Below are 20,425 nucleotides of genomic sequence, written 5' to 3'. Positions count from 1 at the left end.
ATAATTCCGTTCGCCCTGAGCTTGTCGAAGGGCTGTCCTTTTTGAAGCCAATGTCAGACAAGAACGGTCCTTCGACAAGCTCAGGACGAACGGAAAATTATGGCTCACACGACCCTCATCCGCCCCACCGGCTTCGTCGATTCCCCGTTCGGCCATGACGGCAAGGTCGCGCGGTTGGCGGGGGGGCTGAACTGGTTTGCGTCGGTCGAGCTGATCCATGCCGACGGCACCCGCGAATTGCACTGCGTCGAGGGGCTCGAGGCGCGTTTCGACGCGGACATGGCCGCCGCCTGGGCATATCTCACCGCACCGCGCGCGCCATTGCAGCTGGGGCAGCGGACCATCCGCCTCGACCAGCCGCAGGTGATGGGGATCATCAACGCCACCCCCGACAGTTTCTCCGACGGCGGCACCTATGCCGACTCGCGCGCTGCGGCCGAGGCGGGGGCAAACATGACCGCATCCGGGGCGGCGCTGATCGATGTCGGCGGCGAATCGACCCGGCCCGGCGCGAAGGATGTGTGGGAGGTCGACGAGATCGAGCGCATCTTGACCGTGGTGCAGCAGCTTGCTGCGGGCGGCACCGCGGTGTCGATCGACACTCGCAAGGCGGCGGTGATGGAAGCCGCGCTTGGGGCGGGGGCGGGACTGGTCAACGATGTCTCGGCGCTGACCCATGACGAGCGCGCGGCAGAAGTCGTCGCGGCGGCCAAGGTTCCGATCGTGCTGATGCATCACCAGGGCGACCCGCAAGTAATGCAGGACAATCCGCGCTATGGCGACGTGCTGGTCGAGGTCTATCGCTGGCTCGGGGAACGGATCGTGGCGGCCGAAGCGGCGGGCATCGCCCGGGCCAATATATTGGTCGATCCGGGCATCGGCTTCGGCAAGACCGTCGCGCACAATCTTGAGCTGTTGAACGGGCTGGCGCTGTTCCACGGGCTCGGCTGCCCAATCGTCATCGGCGCGAGCCGCAAGCGGATGATCGGCGCGTTGTCGAATGAAGCCCTTGCCGATCAGCGGCTCGCGGGCAGCCTCACGCTCGCGCTCAAGGCCGCCGAGCAAGGCGCGCAGATCATCCGCGTCCACGACGTTCCCGAGACGGTCCAGGCGCTCAAGGTCTGGCGGGGCTTGCGCGACCAAGCGCTGACGCCCCGGGTTTAAGCGCCGCTACCATCGGGCCGAGCGGGACGCCGGCGTCCTGCCGACCCGACGCCGGGTCCCACAGCGAACTGACCGATCCGTCGAAATAGAGTGCGTTTTTCGCGTGCAGCGCGTCGCGGAAGAAGCGCGCGAGCTTGCCGAACGAGACGACTTCGTTGCTGATCACGAACAACGGCATGCCGCCCGGCCCGATCCCGACCCCATTGCGAATAAAACGCGATTCGCCGTCGGAATCGAATTTCGGATGGATTGCGCCGTCGATCACCAGCATTGGCCCCGATTGCGTAGCGAAGGCGATGTCGGCGGACGGCTTATACGCCTCGCTGACGACGATGCTCGCCGCGCCATTCTTGCGCACCATGAACACGCCGTTGGGTTTCAAGTGGAAATTGCCCCCGCCATCACGCAGGTTGATCGCGTGCTTCTGCACCCCGTCGACCACCGCCAGCCCGATCGGCCGCCCGTCCTCGTCGAACATCCCGGCATTCATCGCAAAGGCGACCCGCTCGCTAGGGATAAGCGTCGCCACTTCGGCGAAGGTGCGCAAGGGCGCCTCGCTCTTGCTTGCCGCGATGAGCTGGAGCTTGCCTCGGCCCGGATTGCACACTGTAAACCGAGTCGCTTCGAACAATGTTTGTCGACATGGCGACGCCGGCCATTTTGGCGCGGTCGCGGCGGTGCCGCAGGCGGTCAGCAGCAGGAAGGCGAGGGGGATCAAGCGCACCACGCGATCCTAATCGCTCAGGACGTGGTGTCGATCCCGAGTTCGGCGAGTTTTCGGTACAGCGTCGAACGGCCGATTCCCAGCCGGCGCGCGACTTCGGTCATGCGGCCGCGATAATGGCCGATGGCGAGGCGGATGAGATCGGCTTCAATCTCCTCCATGCTGCGCAAATGGCCGTCTGGCTTGAGTAGGGTCAGCTGCGGCCCGCCCATCGCTGCGTCAGGACTCATCTGGATGAATTCGCTGGCACGGTCGCTCTTGCGGCCCGAGAAACGCGACTGGATCGCGATATGCGGGAAATGGTCGGCGGTAAGCGAGTTGTCGTCGCATTGGACCGAGGCGCGGAACAAAACCCCGGCGAGCTGGCGGACATTGCCCGGCCAACCGTAGCGCATCAGTACCGCAAGCGCGTCATTGCCGATCGACAGCGCGCGGCCGCCATGCTGTTCGGCGAGCCGCCCGAGCAAGTGGCGGGTCAGCGCCGGAATGTCGCTGCTGCGGTCGCGCAAGGGGGGGACGGTGACGCTGGTTGCCTCGACCCGATCCTTGAGCTTGGGGTCGAAGTCAGGACCAAGCGGCGCGCTGGCAGTGGCGATCAGGCGAATATCGACCGAGTTGGAGCCGTTGCAGCCGACCGGGCGGACTTCGCCGGTGGCCAGCATCCGGTCGAGCGCGACCTGCGTCTCGAGCGGAAGCGCGCCAATGTCGTCGAGCAACAAGGTACCGCCGTCAGCCTCGAGGATCTTGCCGATCTTTTCGGAGAATGCCCCCGGAAAGGCTCCTGCGGCATGGCCGAACAGGGTCGAATCGATGATGTTGGCCGCAACCGCCTTGCAATCGACTTGCACCAGCGGCCCCTTGGCGCGGAGGCTTGCCGAATGGATCGCCCGTGCAAACGTCTCCTTGCCTGCGCCAGGCTCGCCAATGACCAGGATCGGCAGGCGATTGCGCGCCGCCTTGGCCGCGACCGCCAGCGCAGCGCGGAAATCAGGCGCCGCGCCGACCAGTTCCTCGAGCGGCAGGACCGGGACGAGCTTTTCCGCCAGCGGTGCCAGCTCGCCTGCCGCACGGCGGCGATCGCGGTGCGCGCTAAGCGCCTCGACCAGCCGCTCTGGCGCGACCGGCTTGACCAGGAAATCATCCGCCCCGGCGCGCATCGCATCGACCGCACCGGCGATCGACCCGCTTTCGGCCAGCACGATGACCGGCAGGTCGCGGCGGGCCTTTTTCAGCGACTGGATCAAGCCGGGGCCGGATTGCGGGTCCCAGCCCGACAGCAAAGCGGCGCGCACTTCGCGGCCATGCGGCCCCTTGAGCAGATCCAGCGCGCCTTGCGCTGCGGTGTTGGCAAGGCTCCACCCCGCGCGCGACGCGGTTGCGGCGACCAGCCGCCGTTCGGCGGGGTCGCTGTCGATCAGCAATAAAGATCGAAGAATGTCTTCGCGCATCAAGGGACCTTTCGAGGGCTCATTCTAAGGATGAGGGGTAAAGGCGCCCTTAAGGCGATCGAGAAAAGCGCTTGGGGCCGGGCGTTGCGGTTGATAAGACCGGGGTCAACCAACCAATCACTGTCGAGGGAAATGACATGGCGGCCGATACCAATGGGAAGACGGGCACCGAAACGCACATCCGCACCCACACCAAGGATTATTCCAAGTTCATCAATATGCTGAAGTGGGCGACGGTTGCGGTCGCGATTGTCGCTGCAATCGTCATCTACGTCATCAGCAATTGAGCGTTGACGGGGTGAAGATCGCGGTCCTGAAGGAGGGTTCGCCCGAAACGCGGGTCGCGGCCATCCCCGAGACGGTCAAGAAATTCATCGCGCTTGGCGCGGCTGTCTGCGTCGAGCACGGCGCTGGCGAGGCCGCCAAGATTGCCGACCCCGACTATGAAGCCGCTGGGGCGACCATCGCCGACCGCGCCGGTGCGCTCAAGGACGCCGGCATCATCCTGGTCGTCGCCGGGCCCGATCCCGCGAGCGTCGGCGGTGCTGCCAAGGGCGCGCTGCTGGTTGGTGCGCTCGATCCGGCGCGGCGTGGCGACGATATCGCCGCTTATGCCAAGGCCGGGCTCGTGCCCATGGCGATGGAGAAAATGCCGCGCATCACCCGCGCCCAGTCGATGGACATCCTTTCCTCGCAATCCAATCTCTCGGGCTACAAGGCCGTGGTCGACGCCGCGAGCCTTTATGGCCGCGCTTATCCGATGATGATGACTGCGGCCGGCACCGTCAGCCCGGCCAAGGTGTTCGTGATGGGGGTCGGAGTCGCCGGACTGCAGGCGATCGCCACCGCCAAACGGCTCGGCGCGCAGGTCAGCGCAACCGACGTCCGCTCGGCGACTCGGGAACAGATCATGTCGCTCGGTGCGAAACCGATCTTCGTCGAGAATGTCGCCGGGATCGAAGGTGAGGGGGCAGGCGGTTACGCCGGCGAAATGTCCCCCGAATATCAGGCGGCGCAGGCCGAACTGGTATCGAACCATATCGCCAAGCAGGACATCGTCATCACCACCGCGCTGATCCCCGGCCGCGCCGCGCCGCGACTGATCAGCGATGGGCAACTCGCCACCATGCGGTCGGGCAGCATCGTGGTCGATCTCGCGGCGGAAGCCGGCGGCAATGTCGAGGGCTGCGTCGCGGGCGAGAATGTCGTCCGGCATGGCGTCACAATTGTCGGCGCGGTGCAACTGGCGCGCAGCCTCGCGGCCGATTCTTCGGCCCTCTACGCCCACAACCTGTTCAACTTCCTCAGCGCCTTCTGGGACAAGGAATCGGGCCAGGTGGTGCTTCCCGATGATGATGAGATCGTCATCGCACTGCGAGTCGCGCCGAGTCGCGTTGCCATTTCCTGACCCGCGGCAGGGCGCAAAACCCGATCCGGTAACGCCTATCTGTGACGCGCACAAAAAAGACCGGCGAAGCTTTCGCTTCCCGGTCTTTCTGTAGTTGTTTCAGTTGGTTAGGCTAAATCAGCCACCGCTTCCGCCGCCGGCCCAGCCTTGACCGAGAAGCCAACCCCAGAAACCCTTACCGTTCGGACGCTTGGTCATATCAAACCCCTGTCATGTTGATGCGATTCGCATCGGCACAGGAGCAGTATTAACCCTAATTGATATGGTTATCAAACGATTAAGGAAGTTGGTGAAGATTTAGGCGGCGCTGCGCTTCCTTTCGCCCTTCAATCGGCGGAGCATTTCATCGAAACTCATCGGCCGCCCGACGATGAATCCCTGCGCAATGTCACAGTCCATCGTCCGCAATTGCTCGAGGCTGTGGGGATCCTCGACGCCCTCGGCGACCACGGTCCGACCAAGCGAATGGGCCAGCGCGATGGTCGACTGGACCATGATCAGGTCCGACCGATTGTCGCGCATCGTCTTGATGAAGCTCTGGTCGATCTTGATTTCGCTCGCCGGCATTTTCTTGAGATAGTCGAGCGTCGACAGACCGGTGCCGTAATCGTCGATCGCGATCCGCACGCCCAACTCGCGCAACCGTGCGAGCAGGTCGATGCCATTGCCGCTGCCTGAAATTGCCGCCGTCTCGGTCAGTTCGAGGGTTAACTTGTCGGCGGGCAGGCCGTGGCGGCCGAGCACTGCGGCAACCCGCTCTGGCAATTGCCGGTCATTGAGCATCCGCGCCGAAAGGTTGACCGCAATTCCGAAGTCATAGCCCTTGCGCGCCAGCTCGGCCGCCGCGCCGATCGCCTGGTCGAGCACAAAGTCGGTCAGTTTCTCGATCCGGTCGCTTTGTTCGGCCGCGGTGACGAATTCGGTCGGGCTGATCGGTCCTTTTTCGGGATGGGTCCAGCGCGCCAATGCTTCGGCACCAACCGTGCGCCGGGTCTTGAGGTCGAGCTTCGGCTGATACGCAATCCACACCTGGCCATCGTCGATCGCGGTGTCGAGTTGCGACAGAAGGGACAGTCGCCACGGCACTTCTTGAAGCCGCGCCGGATCGTGGAATTTCCATTTCAGATTTTCGCGGTCGGCCTCGTCGGCGGCAACCAAGGCGCTGCCCAACCGGCTGGAGACCGAGCGGCTGCTGCCAATTTCGATCCCGAAACTCAAGGCGACATCATAATTGATCCCGGTCACGCGGATCGGCGAGCGGAACAAAGCGTGCAGCGCCTCGAGGTGATTGGCGAAGGGGGTGCCCTTGTCGGCAAACCAGGCAAAAATGCCTTCGTCGCCCTGAAAGATCACCCGCTGGCGGTCGCCAAGCCCGAGCCTGGCGACCAATTGTTCGCCAAATTGCTTTTCGCCGGCAAGGTCAAGAGTCGAAGCTATTTCGGCATAATTATGCACCCGCACCGCGATCAACGGCAGGTCGCGCCCGCGTCGGTCCTCGGCCAAGGCAACCAGATTTGGCAGCCCGGTCAGCGCATGGACAAGGCCGCGTGATTTGGACTTCGCCCAGACAAGGCGTCCGGCAACGATCGCGATGAGGGTTAGCCCGGCGGTTACATCGACGAAGATGAGCAAGGATTCGAGCAGGATCGGGAGCAACAGCAAGACCGCAGCGCCGCCCGCAAGTAAACTCTTGCGGCGTGAAAGAAGGCACAAGATGCTCGCGATCAGCGCCACTGCAAACGCGGGCCACCAGCCCATGTCGATCGGTATGCCGCCCTTGAGTGTCTCCGCGCCGATGATGTGGATGAACACGCCGCTGCGCTTGCCGCGACCGGGGATGCTATATTGATCGCCTAGCTGATTGGCAGTGGTGCCGATCACGGCGGTCTTGCCCTCGATTTGGCGGCGGTCGACCCGACCATTAAGAAGGTCGGCCGCACTGATTACGGGTATGCTGCCAACGTCCAAGCTGTAATCAACTCGAAAGGCGTGGTCGGCTTTGCCCAGCGCTGCGCCAAGCTCAGTTTGATCCCCGGCGATTGCCCGCGACAACGTTGGCAGTATCCTACCCTCGAACGCGGTCGCATAGTTGATCCGCCAGACCTCGCCCTGCCAATTATACAACCATGCGATCGAGGCGACCGACGCATGATCGGCAAATTCCGCCAACGGCAGGCCCTTATTCTCTTTACCATCCTGTTCGCCGAGCCGGGTTTGCGCTGCCAGGATTACTTTTCCCGATCGTTTGATCGCCTCCGCCAGTGCAAGGTCATCCGCTCGACCACTGGGCCCGGTGTACAGAATGTCGAAGACGATCTTGTCGGCGCCGAGCCAGTCGAGCTGGGTGATAATCGCGGCTTGTTTGGCGCGGGGCCAAGGCCAATTGTCGATCTCGCGAAGGCTCTTTTCGTCTACTGCGATAAGTACGATGTCGCCACTGGCTGAATGCTGATTGATGCCGTTGCGCGAGATTCGCAAAGTATCCTCAATCGGCTCCCCGATCGCTGCGAATCCGAATAACAAAGCGAGCAGCAACGGCCAGACCAGCAGCTTCAGACGCTGGCGGGGCGATTCGGTCGCGATTGGCGCATTTGCCGGCACAGTCGTCCTTTCATCGCCGTCATGCGCGAGAAAGGTTATTAAATCGGAAACCTTGTATTAAATTTAGCCGATTAACGGCGCGTCGGCGCGGTTGGCGAGCGCAAGCGAAAAGCCGCTGTCCTACACCCCCGCACCTGTGCCATGCTCCGCCGCAATGGAACGCCGCGCAACATCCCGGATCAGGCTGGACAATCGCGGCGGGCGAGGGCTGTTGGAAAAATGGTCGTTCACCCTTAGTCTTTTGCGACCTTTGGGGCATTAAGCGTGAGGGGGCGCTACTGATGGACTTCATTTCGATCCTGTCGATCTTCGTTCTGGCCTGCTTCGTCGGCTATTTCGTCGTCTGGTCGGTCACCCCGGCGCTCCACACCCCGCTGATGGCGGTGACCAACGCGATTTCCAGCGTGATCATTGTCGGCGCCTTGATCGCCGCGGCGGCGGCGGGGAGCACGACCTCGAAATGGCTCGGCCTGATCGCGGTGGCCTTGGCCAGCGTCAACATCTTCGGCGGCTTCGCGGTCACCGCGCGGATGCTCGCGATGTACAAGAAGAAGGAACGCTAGAATGGCCACCCAAATATCCGGTGCCGGTTCGCGCGACGATCTAGGCATCTCGCTGGTGCGCTGGTCGATTGTCCTCATTTTCTTCTGGTTCGGCGGGATGAAATTTGCGGCCTACGAAGCCGAAGGCGTCGCCGGGATCGCACAGAATTACTGGGCATTCGGCTGGCTTTACCCGCTGGTCGGCGTAGCGGGGGCGAGCGCGGTGATTGGGGTCATCGAACTAACGGCGGGTGTGATGATCGCGCTTGGCCAGCGGGTCGCGCTGGCCTCACTGCTCGGCGGACTGATGGGGGTCGCGACCTTCCTGATCACGCTCAGTTTCATGCTGACCGCGCCAACCGCCTGGCAAGAGGGTTATGGCTTTCCCGCGCTTGGTTCGAGCGGGCAATTCCTGATGAAGGACGTGGTGCTATTGGCGGCATGCGCGATGCTCGCCCGCGATGGCTGGCGGCGCTATCAGGCGGGGCGCGTCTCTCATGGATGAGGCCGCCGTCGCGACCCCGGCTTGGGTCCTGATCGCCTACCTCATCGCCGGAATCTGTTTCATCGTCGCCTTGCGCGGCCTGTCGAGCCCGGTCTCGAGCCAGCGCGGCAACCGCTTCGGCATGATCGGCATGGGAATCGCGGTCGGCACCACCTTGTTCGTCCACCAGGTCGCCGGGTTGATCGAGATTGCCGCCGCCATCGCCATCGGTGGCGCGGTCGGGCTGGTCACCGCGCGGCGGATCCAGATGACCGCCATGCCGCAATTGGTCGCGGCGTTTCATTCGCTTGTCGGCATGGCCGCCGTGCTGGTCGGCGTTGCCGCGTATCTCAACCCGCAGGCATTTGGGATCACCGATCCCGACGGCCTGATCCATCAGGCCAGTCGCATTGAACTCGGCCTCGGCGTCGCCATCGGTGCAATCACCTTCTCCGGTTCCGTCATCGCCTTCCTCAAGCTCAACGGCAATATGTCGGGCTCGCCGATCCTGCTGCCGCTGCGCCATGTGCTCAATCTTGGTACCCTGGTCGCGATCCTGGGGCTGATCGGCTATTTCACGCAGGATCAGGCACCGTGGGTGTTCTTCACCATCGTCGCGCTCAGCTTCGCGATCGGCTTCCTGCTGATCATCCCGATCGGCGGGGCGGACATGCCGGTCGTAGTGTCGATGCTCAACAGCTACTCGGGCTGGGCTGCTGCAGCGATGGGCTTCACATTGCACAATAGCGCGATGATCATCACCGGCGCTTTGGTTGGCTCGTCGGGCGCGATCCTCAGTTACATCATGTGCCGCGCGATGAACCGCAGTTTCATCTCGGTTATCGCCGGAGGCTTCGGCGCGGTCGCCAGCAGCGGCGCGGCGGAAGCGATCGACCGCCCCTACAAGCGCGGCTCGGCCGAGGACGCCGCCTTCCTGATGCAACAGGCCGACAAGGTGATCATCGTTCCCGGCTACGGCATGGCAGTGGCACAGGCGCAGCATACGCTTCGCGAAATGGGCGACATGCTCAAGAAGCAGGGGGTCGAGGTCAAATATGCCATCCACCCCGTCGCCGGTCGGATGCCGGGGCACATGAACGTCCTGCTGGCCGAGGCCAATGTGCCCTATGACGAAGTGTTCGAGCTGGAAGATATCAACAGCGAGTTCGCGCAGGCCGATGTCGCCTTCGTGATCGGCGCCAACGATGTCACTAACCCTGCCGCCAAGACCGACAAGACCTCGCCGATTTACGGCATGCCGGTGCTCGACGTCGAGAAAGCGCGCACCGTCTTGTTCATCAAGCGCAGCATGGGCGGTGCTGGTTATGCGGGAGTCGATAACGAGCTGTTCTACCGCGACAACACGATGATGCTGCTGTCCGACGCCAAGAAGATGGTTGAAGAAATCGTCAAGGCGCTGGGCTGAAAAGCGTCCCAAAAAAGTTCACAAGTCGCACCGTTAACGCCTTGGGTTAACATGAAAATCCCCTTACGCTCCGGCCAATCGCGCAACGGTTGCGGGAAGGGGTCTGACGTGAAGAAGCTGGGCATCATCGGCGGGACGAGCTGGTCGTCGACCGCGCTTTATTATGAGCATATCAACCGTTTGGTCGCGCAGCGGCTCGGCGGGCTGCACAGCGCGAAACTGGTGATTGAAAGCCTCGACCTCGCGCCCTTCGCGGCGATGCAACAGTCGGGCGATTGGGACGGGGTCGCCAATGCGGTGGTCGAGGCCGCGCGACGGCTGAAGGCGAGCGGCGCCGAAGCCTTGTTGCTGGCGTCGAACACCTCGCACAAGGTCGAGGGCGCGGCAGCAGCGGAGACCGGGCTGCCGATCCTCCACATCGCCGATGTCACCGCCGATCGGCTCGTGGCCGACGGTCGCACCAATGTCGCGATGCTCGGCACGCGCTTTGTCATGACCGAACCGTTCATCCGCGACCGGATCGGTGCGCGCGGCATTGCTTTCGCGCCGGTCGAGGCCAGCTGGATCGTCGAAGTCGACCGCATCATCTATGACGAACTCGCCGCCGGCCGCGTGGTCCGCGACAGCCAGCGCAAGTTGAAGACCTTGATCACCGAGCTCGCCAAGCAGAAGGTCCAGGCGATCGTGCTTGGTTGCACCGAGCTGGCAATGGCGGTCGATGTCCGCGCCAATGTGCTCCCGGTCTATGACACCACCGCGATCCACGCGCGTGCCGCGGTCGACTGGATGCTGAGCGAAACCGACCAGCGCGAGGAACGGGCTGCCGCGTAAGCATCTCCTGACCGCGACCCTGCCCGACGGGTACGTGAAAACGATCGGTCCGACATCGATCGCCTATACCCATTATTGGCGGATCGTCGCGACGCTGGAGGGCGGCAAGACCGAAGTCTTCTGGGGCCACACCAAGTCGCTCGCCGAAGCGACCAAGAAGCGCACCGCCACCAACGATGCCGCGCGGCAGCGCGGGTGGAAGCACTATGTGTTCGAGGTGGTCGGAGTTACTCGGGACTAGCCGATTCCCGTCAGTGGCGCTCGTCCAGCAATTGATTGAGGCGCGCAATTGCCCGGCTGCCGGTAGTCGGGAAGATCGCCGGAACAAGAGCATGGGCAAAGCAGGCCAGCCCGCACCCAATCGCCACCGCGCCGACCTTGGTGGCAAAGCGCAGATGCTCGACATAGCCTTCGCCTGCTTCACCCAGATGCCGTTTCGATGCGCCGATCATGTTTTCCTCCCGAAGCGCCAGGCTGCTCGGGCTCTGCTCTAGCGTCCTTCGGGGCCCGCGCCTACATCGCCCGGATGGACCGCACACCCGCCGACCGGCCCGATCAGCCCAATGCCGCGGCGCGCTTCAATGAGGAGGCGGCGACTTATTCCGTGCGCGGCAGCGAGGCGCCTGACCTCGACGCCGGGGTGGCGGCGATCCGCAATGTTCTCAAGACGCTCCCCGCGCGACCCGGAGTTTACCGGATGCAGGATGCGAAGGGCGATGTCTTGTATGTCGGCAAGGCCAAAGCACTCAAGAATAGGGTGACCAGCTACACACAGGTGACCAAGCTTCCTCGGCGGTTGCAGCGTATGGTCAGCCAGACCCGCAGCATGACGATCGTCACCACCCGGACCGAGGCCGAGGCGCTGCTGCTGGAGGCGCAATTGATCAAGCGTTTCCGCCCGCCCTACAACGTGCTGCTGCGCGACGACAAAAGCTTCCCCTTCATCCTGCTGCGTGACGATCATCCCTTCCCGCAGGTACGCAAGCATCGCGGCGCGCGGCGCTCCAAGGGGCAATATTTCGGGCCGTTCGCAAGTGCCGGTTCGGTCACCTCGACGCTCAACGCGCTGCAGAAACTGTTCCTGCTCCGCAGCTGCTCGGACAGCTTCTTCGCCAACCGCACCCGGCCCTGCCTGCTCTACCAAATCCGCCGTTGCTCGGCGCCCTGCGTCGGGCGGATCGACGAGGCGGATTATGCGGTGCTGGTCGAGGATGCCAAGGCGTTCCTCGCGGGCAAGTCGACTGGGGTGCAGGCGCGGCTCGGCAAGTCGATGGCCGAGGCGGCGGAGAAGCAGGATTACGAACTGGCCGCCGTCTATCGCGACCGGCTGCGCGCGCTGACCTATGTCCAGGGATCGCAGACGGTTCATGCCGAGGGGCTTGGCGATGGGGACATCTTCGCGCTCGCCAGCAATGCCGGGCAGATGTGCATCCAGGCATTCTTTATCCGCGGCGGGCAGAATTGGGGGCATCGCAGCTTCTTCCCCGCGCACACTCAGGATGTGCCCGAGGATGAGGTGCTGACCGACTTCCTGATGCAATTTTACGAGGAAGTGCCGCCGCCGCGCCGGATCCTGCTCGACCGCGCCTTGCCCGAGGCCGAGTTGGTGGCCGAGGCCTTGTCCGAACGCGCGACGACCAAAGTCGAAATCGACCAGCCGCAGCGCGGCGCGCGCAAGAAACTGATCGACCAGGCGCAGCGCAATGCGGTCGAGGCGCTCGAGCGGCGGCTGGCGGAAAGCACCACGCAGGGAAAATTGCTCCGCGAGCTGGCCGAGACTTTCGACCTGCCCGAGCCGCCGCAGCGGATCGAGGTCTATGACAACAGCCACATCATGGGAACCAATGCGACCGGCGCGATGATCGTCGCCGGACCAGAGGGCTTCCGCAAGAACGCCTATCGCAAGTTCAACATCAAGACGGCGCAGACCGACGACGATTTCGCGATGATGAAGGAAGTGCTCGAGCGGCGCTTTGCTCGGCTTGAGAAAGAGGACCCCGACCGCAAGGAGGGCGAATGGCCCGATCTGCTGCTGATCGACGGCGGCAAGGGGCAGCTGTCGGCGGTGATGGCGATCATGGAGGAAGCGGGGGTCAGCGATGTCCCGGTCGTCGGCGTCGCCAAGGGCCCGCACCACGGCCGCGAGGGGCGCGAGGTGTTTCACTTTCCCGGTGGCCGCAAACTGACGCTTCCGCCCAATGCGCCGTTGCTGTTCTTCCTCCAGCGGCTGCGCGACGAGGCGCATCGCTTTGCCATCGGCACCCACCGGGCGAAGCGCGCCAAGAGCCTAACCACCAGCACGCTCGACGATGTCCCCGGCATCGGCCCCAACCGCAAGCGCGCCTTGCTGATGCACTTCGGGACGGCGCGGGCAGTCAAGGGTGCGGCGCTCGACGATCTTGAGCGGAGCCCGGGGATCAGCAAGGCGATGGCGGCGCAAATCTACGACTATTTCCACCCGCGGGGATAGGAATGCGCTTCACCACGCCCGCGATCATCCTGTCGCTCCGGATCCATGGCGAGCATGGTGCGATCGTGCGGATGATGACTCCCGATCATGGGCTTCAGGCAGCTTATGTTCGCGGCGCGCGGGGGCGGCGGCTTCGGCCGGTGCTGATGGCTGGCAATGAGGTCGAGGCCGAATTGTCAGCACGGACCGAGGGTCAGCTTCCGCAAGCGACAGTTGAATTGCTTCATAGTCGCGGGCCGTTGCTGGCCGAGCCATTGCCCGCTGCGGCGATTGACTGGGCGACCGCATTGACCGCCACTGCCTTGCCCGAAGGTCAGCCATATCCGCGCCTTCACGCCGCGCTCGATGGGTTGCTGGCAGCAGTCGAGGCGGCGCCAGCGGCGAGTGGGTGGGGGGCGGCGCTGGTGCGGTACGAATTGCTGATGCTGGCCGAACTCGGTTTCGGGCTCGATCTCGACCAGTGCGTGGTGACCGGCGACCATGATGGCTTGGTTGCTGTCAGCCCGCGATCGGGCAAGGCGGTCAGTGCGGCCGAGGCAGAACCGTATCTCGGTCAGCTGCTGCCACTGCCGACATTCGTGCGTGAGGGCGGCACCGCCGGCTGGCCCGATATTGTCGATGGCCTGGCGCTGACCGGCCACTTCCTGCTGCGCGACGTGATCAGCGATCGATCGACCCCGGTGGCAGAATCGCGCCACCGCTTGGTCGAACGCTTGCACCGGGCCGCTGGGCTGGCCTAGCGTCGGCCATGGCCGAGACTCCTGCCTTTGATGTGATGGCGATGCTGTTCCCCCATGTCGCGACGACAGGGCGGATCCACGTTCGGGTCGCGGTCTCCTATCTCGCCGAACAGAGCGCGCCGAATGCCGGCCGCTGGTTCTGGTCTTATCATGTGCGAATCGAAAATGCCGGCGACAAGCCCGTGCAATTGCTGTCGCGACACTGGATCATCGTCGACGGACGCGGCGTGGCGCATGAAGTCAAAGGCGAAGGCGTGGTCGGCGAAATGCCACTGATCCCTGCTGGCGGGAGCTTCGATTATGTCTCGGGCTGTCCACTCGACAGCGCCAGCGGGTCGATGCGCGGAAGTTACCGGATGGTCGACGAAGACGGCGCCGGATTTGATGTCGAAATCCCACACTTCTCCTTGCTCAGCCCGGTTTAAGCCGTTCGCCGCAACTTTCCTGCGCAAAATGGGTTATTTTTAAACTGTTTCGGTGTTACCACCGGATTGTCCCGATTTTCGGAGGGTATGATGTCGAAGCGTTTGATTGCCACCAAGCTCATGATTGCGACGATGGTCGCCATGCCCGCCGCAGCAGTTGCCCAGGAATGGGTTCCGGGAAGCGAAATCGTCGGCCAGTCGATCGTGGTCGAGACCAATGGCGTCGCCAACACCGTCTATTTCGATGCCGGGGGCGCAGCGCGGATCATCAGTCCGTCGGGCCGGGTGGTCAACGCCAGCTGGACCGCCGCCAACCGTAATCTGTGCCTGAACTCAGGTGCAGCGTCGGAATGCTGGCCTTATGCGCAAGCGTTCCAGGCCGGTCAGCGGGTCACGCTGACCAGCAATTGCCAGGCGGTTTCGAGCTGGTCGCCCAACGGCGTCAACCAGCAGCCGGTTCAGGCCCAGAACATGGGTGAGCGCGGCTAAGCCGCTTCCCGGTCAACCCAAAAGAAAAGCCCCGCTTTCGCGGGGCTTTTTTGTCGACCGTCAATCGGCGATCGCGCCGGTCAGTTTACGCTGACCGGGGGATTATTATCATTACCACTTCCCTGGCTGGCAATCAGGGCCGCAAGAATAGCGATACCGGCCAGTCCGAGCAGGATTGGCGTAATGCCAACGCCCGCTGCTGGCAACGGCGCAATCGGCGCAGCTTCAGCAACCGGGAGCGGCGGCGGCGCATCTACAACGGGAAGCACACAGCCACCGACCGGCGCCTGCGCCGTGGCCGCTGCAGAAGCGGAGCTCGTTACCGCCGCACCACATAATGCGGAGGCCGAAGCCTGCGACCCAAAAATGCTCAGGGCAACCATCGGGCTGATCTGCTGCTGACCGGCCGAAACAGTCGATGCCGACGCGAACGACGGACCCGCGCACAAGGCGACGGCCGCGCAAAACGCAGTGATTTTACCGGGCACGCCACCGAGCATGACTACACTCCTCATTGATATCCACGGCCATAGATGAAAAGATTCATCATGTTAAGGTTTGTTCTGGAGATTCTTAACTCCCCTAGACGGGAATAGTTTCCGATTGGGTTAAGGCTTTTGGACATGTTCGTGACGATGGGCTTGCAACCGCCGTGCAAGGCCCTGATGTGGTGCCAATGCCAGCCCGCCGCTCTGCTCCTCCGCTCGTTCAAATGCGTGGCATGACGTCGCCCGTAAAGCCTGAAAAACGCACAAAAATCTTGATTTCGTCGAACAGCGCCTGGAACCTTGCGAATTTTCGTAAACCAATCATCGAGGCGTTGGTGGCCGCTGGATATGACGTCGTCGCCGCCGCGCCCGCCGATGGGAACGAACATGCCTTGGTCGCGATGGGGGCGACATTCCGTCCGTTACGGATGAGCGGATCGGGCACCTCACCGACCGAAGATATACGACTGTTGCTCGATTACCTCAGGCTGCTACGAGCCGAGCGCCCGGCCATGTTCCTGGGCTTCACTGCCAAGCCTAATATTTACGGCTCGCTCGCCGCGCGCCTGACCGGTATTCCCGTAATGGCGACAATCAGCGGGCTTGGCTCGGCGTTTCTCAAGGGAGGAGTTCTCGGCCGAACCTTAATGGGGCTTTACCGGGTGGCATTGGCGCGCGCGAGGGCGGTGATATTCCAGAACCCAACCGATCGCGACCTGTTCATCGCGCGCAAGATCGTTCGCCCCGGCCAAGCGCGGCTAGTTGCCGGATCAGGCATCGACCTGACCCACTTTGCGCCCACCCCCCTGCCGGACAACGGGCAAATTTGTTTCCTGTTGATCGCCCGCCTGTTGCTCGACAAGGGGATTGCCGAGTTTGTCGAAGCCGCGCGGTCAATCCGGGCGCGTCATCCGGGCACGCGCTTCCAATTGCTGGGTGCGGGCGGCGGCGACAACCCGAGCGCGGTACCGCAAGCCGCGCTTGATCGTTGGTCCGAAGAATCGATCGTGGAGTTGCTCGGTGCAAGCGAAGATGTCCGACCCTATATTGCCGCCGCGCATTGCATCGTCTTGCCTTCCTACCGCGAGGGACTTCCGCGCAGCTTGCTCGAAGGTGCCGCAATGGCCCGCCCGTTGATCGCCAGCGACGTCCCCGGTTGCCACGACGTGATTGACCACAAAGTGACCGGCTTGCTGTGCGAGGTCCGCTCGGCAGCATCGCTCGCCGATGCGATGGAGCAAATGATCGCCATAACGCCAAGCGAGCGGAAAGCGATGGGTGGTGCCGGGCGACGCAAGGTCGAATCCGAATTTGACCAGAGGTTGGTTGCGGCGGCTTATCTTTCGGAAATTGGCCGGTGAGCGGATTGCTGTCTTTCTGGCAAAAAGCGCCGAGACGCTGGGATTCCGCGCCTGCAGTCCCTGACGGGCATCGCATTTATGCGATTGGCGACGTCCATGGACAGGACGATCTGTTGGTCGATTTGCTCGGCCAGATCGAAGCCGACACGGTCGCGCGGGGAATGGCCCAGGTGACCCTGGTGTTCCTCGGCGACATCATCGATCGCGGTCCCAGTTCGGCGCAGGTGGTCGAACGACTTCGTACCTACCGCCCGATCGGTACTCGGCTGGAATTTCTGGCCGGCAACCATGAGGAAGTATTGCTTCGGATTCTCAATGGCGAGGGGCATTTGATTCGTGACTGGCTGCGGTTCGGCGGCGCGCAATGTGCGCGAAGTTACGGCTTGAGCGTGTCCAGCCTAGGGAAGCTGGATGGCGATCAGGTGATTGCGAAGCTTCGCACGGCCATCCCGCCCGAGCATCAGGCGTTTATCGCGAGCTTCGCCGACACATTCCGGGCGGGCGACTATCTGTTCGTCCACGCTGGCATTCGTCCGGGGGTGCCGCTGGCCGAGCAATCCCAGGCTGACTTGCGCTGGATTCGCGGCCCGTTCCTCGATCATCCAGGGCGCCACGAGGCGATGATTGTTCACGGCCACACCATCAGCATGGACGTCGATGAAGGCATTGGTCGGATCGGTATCGACACTGGTGCGTATGTCCATGGAAGATTGACTGCAATCGCGCTGGAACGCGATCAACGTTGGTATTTGCAGGCCAGCCGTCAGGCGCTCGCCAAGGAAGGTCTCGCGCGGTAGCCAGCAACGCGTCAGGTTGCTAAGTCGCCGTTTCGAAGTTGAGTGTACCCGTTTTGGGAGCGTTGCAGTGGCCTTAATGACCTCACGATCAATCCAATGTCTGATCGCAATGCTTGCATTGCCTGCTCTCGGTGGGTGTGCCGAGCGGCGCGGGGGTCCCATTCCCTATGACGTCAAGACTTTCGGGGCGCCGGATGCGCCGATGGTCGTCCCACTCGAGCAAGGCTATCGCATCGCACCCCTCGATACGTTGTCGGTCAAAGTGTTCAAATTGCCTGATTTGTCCGGCGATTATGAAGTCGATCTGACCGGTCAAATCTCTGTGCCGCTGATCGGCAGCGTCCGCGCGGTCGACATGACCACGGCCGAACTTGACGATCGACTGACCGCGAAGCTGGGCGAGAAATACCTGCAGAATCCGGACGTCAGCGTCGGCGTCAAATCATCGACGCGTCGCAATGTGACAGTAGATGGGGCGGTCAACAAGATCGGCACATTCGGAGTCAATGGTCCGATGACCCTGCTTCAGGCAGTGGCGCAGGCAGGCGGGCCGACCGCGGATGCGAACCCGCGGCGGGTCGCGGTATTCCGGCAAATCAGTGGTCAGCGACAAGCGGCGGCGTTTGATCTGACCTCGATCCGACGCGGTGAGGCACCTGATCCAGCAGTCTATCCGGGCGACATCATCATCGTCGATGGTTCAGCAATCAAGGCACTTCAAAAAAGGGTGTTGGATTCGATTGGAATGCTATCGATTTTCAGGCCGTTTTGAGACGAATTTTGCAATTACCAATTTGAATGAGGGCGAGTAATCGGTGGGAAATGACATTGTGCACCCGGGCGACCGCCAATCGCTGCCCGAGCCATTTGGTCCGGTGCGCAGCCATGGGCTTCATCTGGAGGATCGCGACAGCGGCGGCGGACTAGATGTCCAATCGCTGCTGCGGGTCTTCAAGGAAAATCGAAAGCTGATCCTGGCCGCAGCCATTGCCGGGCTGATTGGTGGGCTGATCATCACCTTGCTGACGCCCAAAATGTATCGGGCGGATGTCACGCTTGAGGTCAACCCGCCCAAGGTCGAGATTTTGAACGAGAAAGACGGCGGCGAGGCGCCGACCGCAACCAGCTGGGACTTTATCGCGACGCAGGTTGGGTTGTTGCGTAGCAGGACCCTTGCCGAACGTGTTGCGCAGGAACTCAACCTGGCCGGCGACGAGTCGCTAGTGGGCAAAGGAGGCGACCCCGCGACCCGCCTTCGTACGGCGACCGGAATCGTTGCGGGCGGCCTCACGGCGGAATTGCCCGAAGACGGCCAGCTCATTCGCTATTCCTATGTTTCAACCAACCCTGAACTGGCGGCAAAGGTCGCCAATGGGATTGCCGACAGCTTCATCAACTCGAGCTTGCAGCGCCGGTTCGATGCGTCGAATTATGCCCGCAATTTCCTCCTTCAGCAGATCAACAAGACCCGCGGAGAATTGGAAAAATCGGAGCGCCAGCTGGTTACGTATGCCCAGGCTCAAGGGATCATCAACACCGGTTCGGGCGAAGCTGGATCGACGACCACCGATGCCTCGTCATTGCAGGGTGGCTCGCTGATTGCGCTTAACGGCGCGCTTGCCGAAGCGACCGCTCGCCGGGTTATGGCCGAGGGAGCCTATCGCCAGGCGCGACTTGCTGGCGGCTCTGCCGAAGTCACTGCGAGTGCCTCTGGATTGCGCGGATCCAAGGCGGCGCTGGAGGCAGATTATCAGGACAAATTGACGCTGCTCAAGCCCGACCATCCGGACATGATCGCGTTGCGCTCGCGAATTGATGAGCTCAACCGTCAGATTGGAAGCGAGCAATCGCGCGTCGCCAGCGGCAAGGCAACGAACTTGCTGGCGGACTATCGGGCAGCTGCGGCGACCGAGAATTCGCTTCGCAGCCAGGTCGGCCAATTGCGCGGATCGGTGCTCGACCTGCGTGGACGAAGCATCCAGTACAACATCCTCCAGCGGGATGTTGATACCAATCGCGGCCTCTACGACGCGTTGCTGCAACGCTATAAGCAGGTCGGCGTGGCCGCGGGCGTCGGCACGTCGCCAGTGTCGATCGTCGATCGCGCCGAAGTGCCCGGCGGCCCGTATAAACCGAACCTCCAGTTCAACCTCTTGGCTGGACTGATCATCGGCCTGGTCGCCGGTCTTGGTATCGCGCTGGCGATGGAGTTCATCCACGATACGATCAAGACCCGCGACGATGTTCGCTCCAAGCTGATGCTGGCGTGCCTCGGGGTCATTCCCAAGAGCAATGCCGGACAGCCGATCGTCGAGGAGTTGAAGGATGTCAGTTCGGTTGCGACCGAGGCCTATTCGGCGGTTCTGGCGGCGCTGCGCTTTAGCACCGAACAGGGCGCGCCCAAGACGTTGCTGCTAACCAGCACGATGGCCTCGGAGGGCAAGTCATCCTCGGCGCTGGCGCTGGCGCAGAACTATGCGCGGCGTGGTGAGCGGGTATTGCTGATCGACGCCGATTTGCGCCGTCCGGTGTTCAAGGCGCAGTCCAACCGTCACGGTCTGACCAAATTGCTGACCAATAGCGAATCGATCCGCTTGCACGTGCTCGATACGCAATATGATAACCTCTATCTGTTGCCGTGCGGGCCGACTCCGCCGAATCCGGCCGACTTGCTGGCCACGCCACGCTTTGAGGCCGTTCTTCGTGAAGCAGCGCAACAGTTCGACCGGGTCATTATAGACGGGCCGCCAGTGCTCGGCCTGGCCGACGCCACCCTGCTCGCGACCGTGGTTGGAAGCGTGGTGATGATCGTCGAATCGGGCAAGACCCGCACCCGCTCCGCGCGCGACGCCCTCGAACGGCTCCGGCTTGGCGGGGCGCATGTTCTTGGTGCCGTGCTTACCAAGTCGGTCGAGGAAGTGGGGGCCTACGGGTATAATCGCTACAAATATGGAGCAATCCAGCAGCGCAGCGACGAGCTCATCCTGATTTCGCATCAGTCTGACGCGGGATGACGCCGTCTACGTG

General features: G+C 62.7%; 21 protein-coding genes. 16 read left to right on the top strand and 5 right to left on the bottom strand.

Annotated features, from left to right (window positions below; translation table 11 throughout):
• The first annotated feature begins 99 nt into the window (after positions 1–99).
• A complete protein-coding gene (folP, locus tag RMN73_RS09490) occupies positions 100–1,164 on the top strand; it encodes a dihydropteroate synthase (RefSeq protein WP_309603079.1) in 1,065 nt (354 codons plus the stop codon).
• On the opposite strand, the gene RMN73_RS09485 is transcribed toward folP, so the two are convergent.
• Complete coding sequence (locus RMN73_RS09485) at positions 1,115–1,888, bottom strand: phosphodiester glycosidase family protein (RefSeq protein ID WP_309603078.1); 774 nt, start codon at positions 1,886–1,888, stop codon at positions 1,115–1,117. The genes folP and RMN73_RS09485 overlap by 50 nt on opposite strands.
• Positions 1,889–1,905: 17 nt before the next feature.
• Positions 1,906–3,336, bottom strand: a complete 1,431-nt coding sequence (locus RMN73_RS09480) for a sigma-54 dependent transcriptional regulator (RefSeq protein ID WP_309603077.1) — start codon at positions 3,334–3,336, stop codon at positions 1,906–1,908.
• Positions 3,337–3,473: 137 nt separating this feature from the next.
• Between RMN73_RS09480 and RMN73_RS09475 the strand changes: the two genes are divergently transcribed.
• Both RMN73_RS09475 and RMN73_RS09470 read left to right on the top strand, forming a co-directional pair.
• Positions 3,474–3,623: an aa3-type cytochrome c oxidase subunit IV gene (locus RMN73_RS09475; RefSeq protein ID WP_309603076.1), complete on the top strand. Its 150-nt coding sequence runs from the start codon at positions 3,474–3,476 to the stop codon at positions 3,621–3,623.
• Between the two features lie 11 nt (positions 3,624–3,634).
• Positions 3,635–4,744: an NAD(P) transhydrogenase subunit alpha gene (locus RMN73_RS09470; RefSeq protein ID WP_309603075.1), complete on the top strand. Its 1,110-nt coding sequence runs from the start codon at positions 3,635–3,637 to the stop codon at positions 4,742–4,744.
• A 297-nt stretch (positions 4,745–5,041) separates the two neighbouring features.
• On the opposite strand, the gene RMN73_RS09465 is transcribed toward RMN73_RS09470, so the two are convergent.
• Complete coding sequence (locus RMN73_RS09465; protein ID WP_309603074.1) at positions 5,042–7,345, bottom strand: EAL domain-containing protein; 2,304 nt, start codon at positions 7,343–7,345, stop codon at positions 5,042–5,044.
• A 281-nt stretch (positions 7,346–7,626) separates the two neighbouring features.
• Here RMN73_RS09465 and RMN73_RS09460 point away from each other — a divergent pair, with 281 nt between their 5' ends.
• The 5 genes from RMN73_RS09460 (at position 7,627) to RMN73_RS09440 (ending at position 10,869) form a co-directional block, all read left to right on the top strand.
• The gene (locus RMN73_RS09460) at positions 7,627–7,908 is read left to right on the top strand and encodes a proton-translocating transhydrogenase family protein (RefSeq protein ID WP_309603073.1); all 282 of its coding nucleotides are present in this window, start codon (positions 7,627–7,629) and stop codon (positions 7,906–7,908) included.
• A gap of 1 nt (position 7,909) precedes the next feature.
• Positions 7,910–8,392 (top strand): DUF417 family protein, encoded by a 483-nt coding sequence (locus tag RMN73_RS09455; RefSeq protein ID WP_309603072.1) that lies wholly within the window; start codon positions 7,910–7,912, stop codon positions 8,390–8,392.
• The gene (locus tag RMN73_RS09450; protein WP_309603071.1) at positions 8,385–9,797 is read left to right on the top strand and encodes an NAD(P)(+) transhydrogenase (Re/Si-specific) subunit beta; all 1,413 of its coding nucleotides are present in this window, start codon (positions 8,385–8,387) and stop codon (positions 9,795–9,797) included. Before RMN73_RS09455 ends, RMN73_RS09450 begins: the two co-directional genes overlap by 8 nt.
• Positions 9,798–9,905: 108 nt before the next feature.
• Positions 9,906–10,628 carry an amino acid racemase gene (locus tag RMN73_RS09445; protein WP_309603070.1) on the top strand — a complete coding sequence of 241 codons (723 nt, stop codon included), beginning with the start codon at positions 9,906–9,908 and terminating at the stop codon, positions 10,626–10,628.
• Complete coding sequence (locus tag RMN73_RS09440) at positions 10,618–10,869, top strand: hypothetical protein (protein WP_309603089.1); 252 nt, start codon at positions 10,618–10,620, stop codon at positions 10,867–10,869. The genes RMN73_RS09445 and RMN73_RS09440 overlap by 11 nt, the downstream gene beginning before the upstream one ends.
• Positions 10,870–10,879: 10 nt before the next feature.
• Here RMN73_RS09440 and RMN73_RS09435 read toward each other — a convergent pair whose 3' ends face one another.
• On the bottom strand, positions 10,880–11,080 hold the full coding sequence (locus tag RMN73_RS09435; RefSeq protein ID WP_309603069.1) for a DUF6356 family protein: 201 nt from the start codon (positions 11,078–11,080) through the stop codon (positions 10,880–10,882).
• Between the two features lie 74 nt (positions 11,081–11,154).
• Here RMN73_RS09435 and uvrC point away from each other — a divergent pair, with 74 nt between their 5' ends.
• The 4 genes from uvrC to RMN73_RS09415 all read left to right on the top strand — a co-directional run bounded on the left by uvrC (position 11,155) and on the right by RMN73_RS09415 (position 14,752).
• The gene (uvrC, locus tag RMN73_RS09430) at positions 11,155–13,098 is read left to right on the top strand and encodes an excinuclease ABC subunit UvrC (RefSeq protein ID WP_309603068.1); all 1,944 of its coding nucleotides are present in this window, start codon (positions 11,155–11,157) and stop codon (positions 13,096–13,098) included.
• A 2-nt stretch (positions 13,099–13,100) separates the two neighbouring features.
• Positions 13,101–13,838 carry a DNA repair protein RecO gene (recO, locus tag RMN73_RS09425; RefSeq protein WP_309603067.1) on the top strand — a complete coding sequence of 246 codons (738 nt, stop codon included), beginning with the start codon at positions 13,101–13,103 and terminating at the stop codon, positions 13,836–13,838.
• 35 nt (positions 13,839–13,873) lie between these two features.
• Positions 13,874–14,263, top strand: a complete 390-nt coding sequence (gene apaG / locus RMN73_RS09420) for a Co2+/Mg2+ efflux protein ApaG (RefSeq protein WP_309603088.1) — start codon at positions 13,874–13,876, stop codon at positions 14,261–14,263.
• A gap of 90 nt (positions 14,264–14,353) precedes the next feature.
• Positions 14,354–14,752 (top strand): hypothetical protein, encoded by a 399-nt coding sequence (locus tag RMN73_RS09415; RefSeq protein ID WP_309603066.1) that lies wholly within the window; start codon positions 14,354–14,356, stop codon positions 14,750–14,752.
• 80 nt (positions 14,753–14,832) lie between these two features.
• Here RMN73_RS09415 and RMN73_RS09410 read toward each other — a convergent pair whose 3' ends face one another.
• The gene (locus RMN73_RS09410; protein ID WP_309603065.1) at positions 14,833–15,252 is read right to left on the bottom strand and encodes a hypothetical protein; all 420 of its coding nucleotides are present in this window, start codon (positions 15,250–15,252) and stop codon (positions 14,833–14,835) included.
• Positions 15,253–15,464: 212 nt separating this feature from the next.
• Between RMN73_RS09410 and RMN73_RS09405 the strand changes: the two genes are divergently transcribed.
• From RMN73_RS09405 to RMN73_RS09390, 4 genes are all read left to right on the top strand, one after another.
• Positions 15,465–16,601, top strand: a complete 1,137-nt coding sequence (locus tag RMN73_RS09405) for a glycosyltransferase family 4 protein (RefSeq protein ID WP_309603064.1) — start codon at positions 15,465–15,467, stop codon at positions 16,599–16,601.
• Positions 16,598–17,398, top strand: coding sequence for a metallophosphoesterase (locus RMN73_RS09400; RefSeq protein ID WP_309603063.1), 801 nt, complete (start codon positions 16,598–16,600; stop codon positions 17,396–17,398). Before RMN73_RS09405 ends, RMN73_RS09400 begins: the two co-directional genes overlap by 4 nt.
• 76 nt (positions 17,399–17,474) lie before the next feature.
• A complete protein-coding gene (locus RMN73_RS09395) occupies positions 17,475–18,170 on the top strand; it encodes a polysaccharide biosynthesis/export family protein (protein ID WP_309603062.1) in 696 nt (231 codons plus the stop codon).
• A gap of 43 nt (positions 18,171–18,213) precedes the next feature.
• Positions 18,214–20,412: a polysaccharide biosynthesis tyrosine autokinase gene (locus RMN73_RS09390; protein ID WP_309603061.1), complete on the top strand. Its 2,199-nt coding sequence runs from the start codon at positions 18,214–18,216 to the stop codon at positions 20,410–20,412.
• Positions 20,413–20,425 lie beyond the last annotated feature (13 nt).

The sequence above is a fragment of the Sphingomonas sp. genome (assembly GCF_031372575.1).
Classification (GTDB): domain Bacteria; phylum Pseudomonadota; class Alphaproteobacteria; order Sphingomonadales; family Sphingomonadaceae; genus Sphingomicrobium.
Note: the sequence above shows the minus strand (reverse complement) of the source record. Positions and strands in the feature narration are given on the sequence as shown.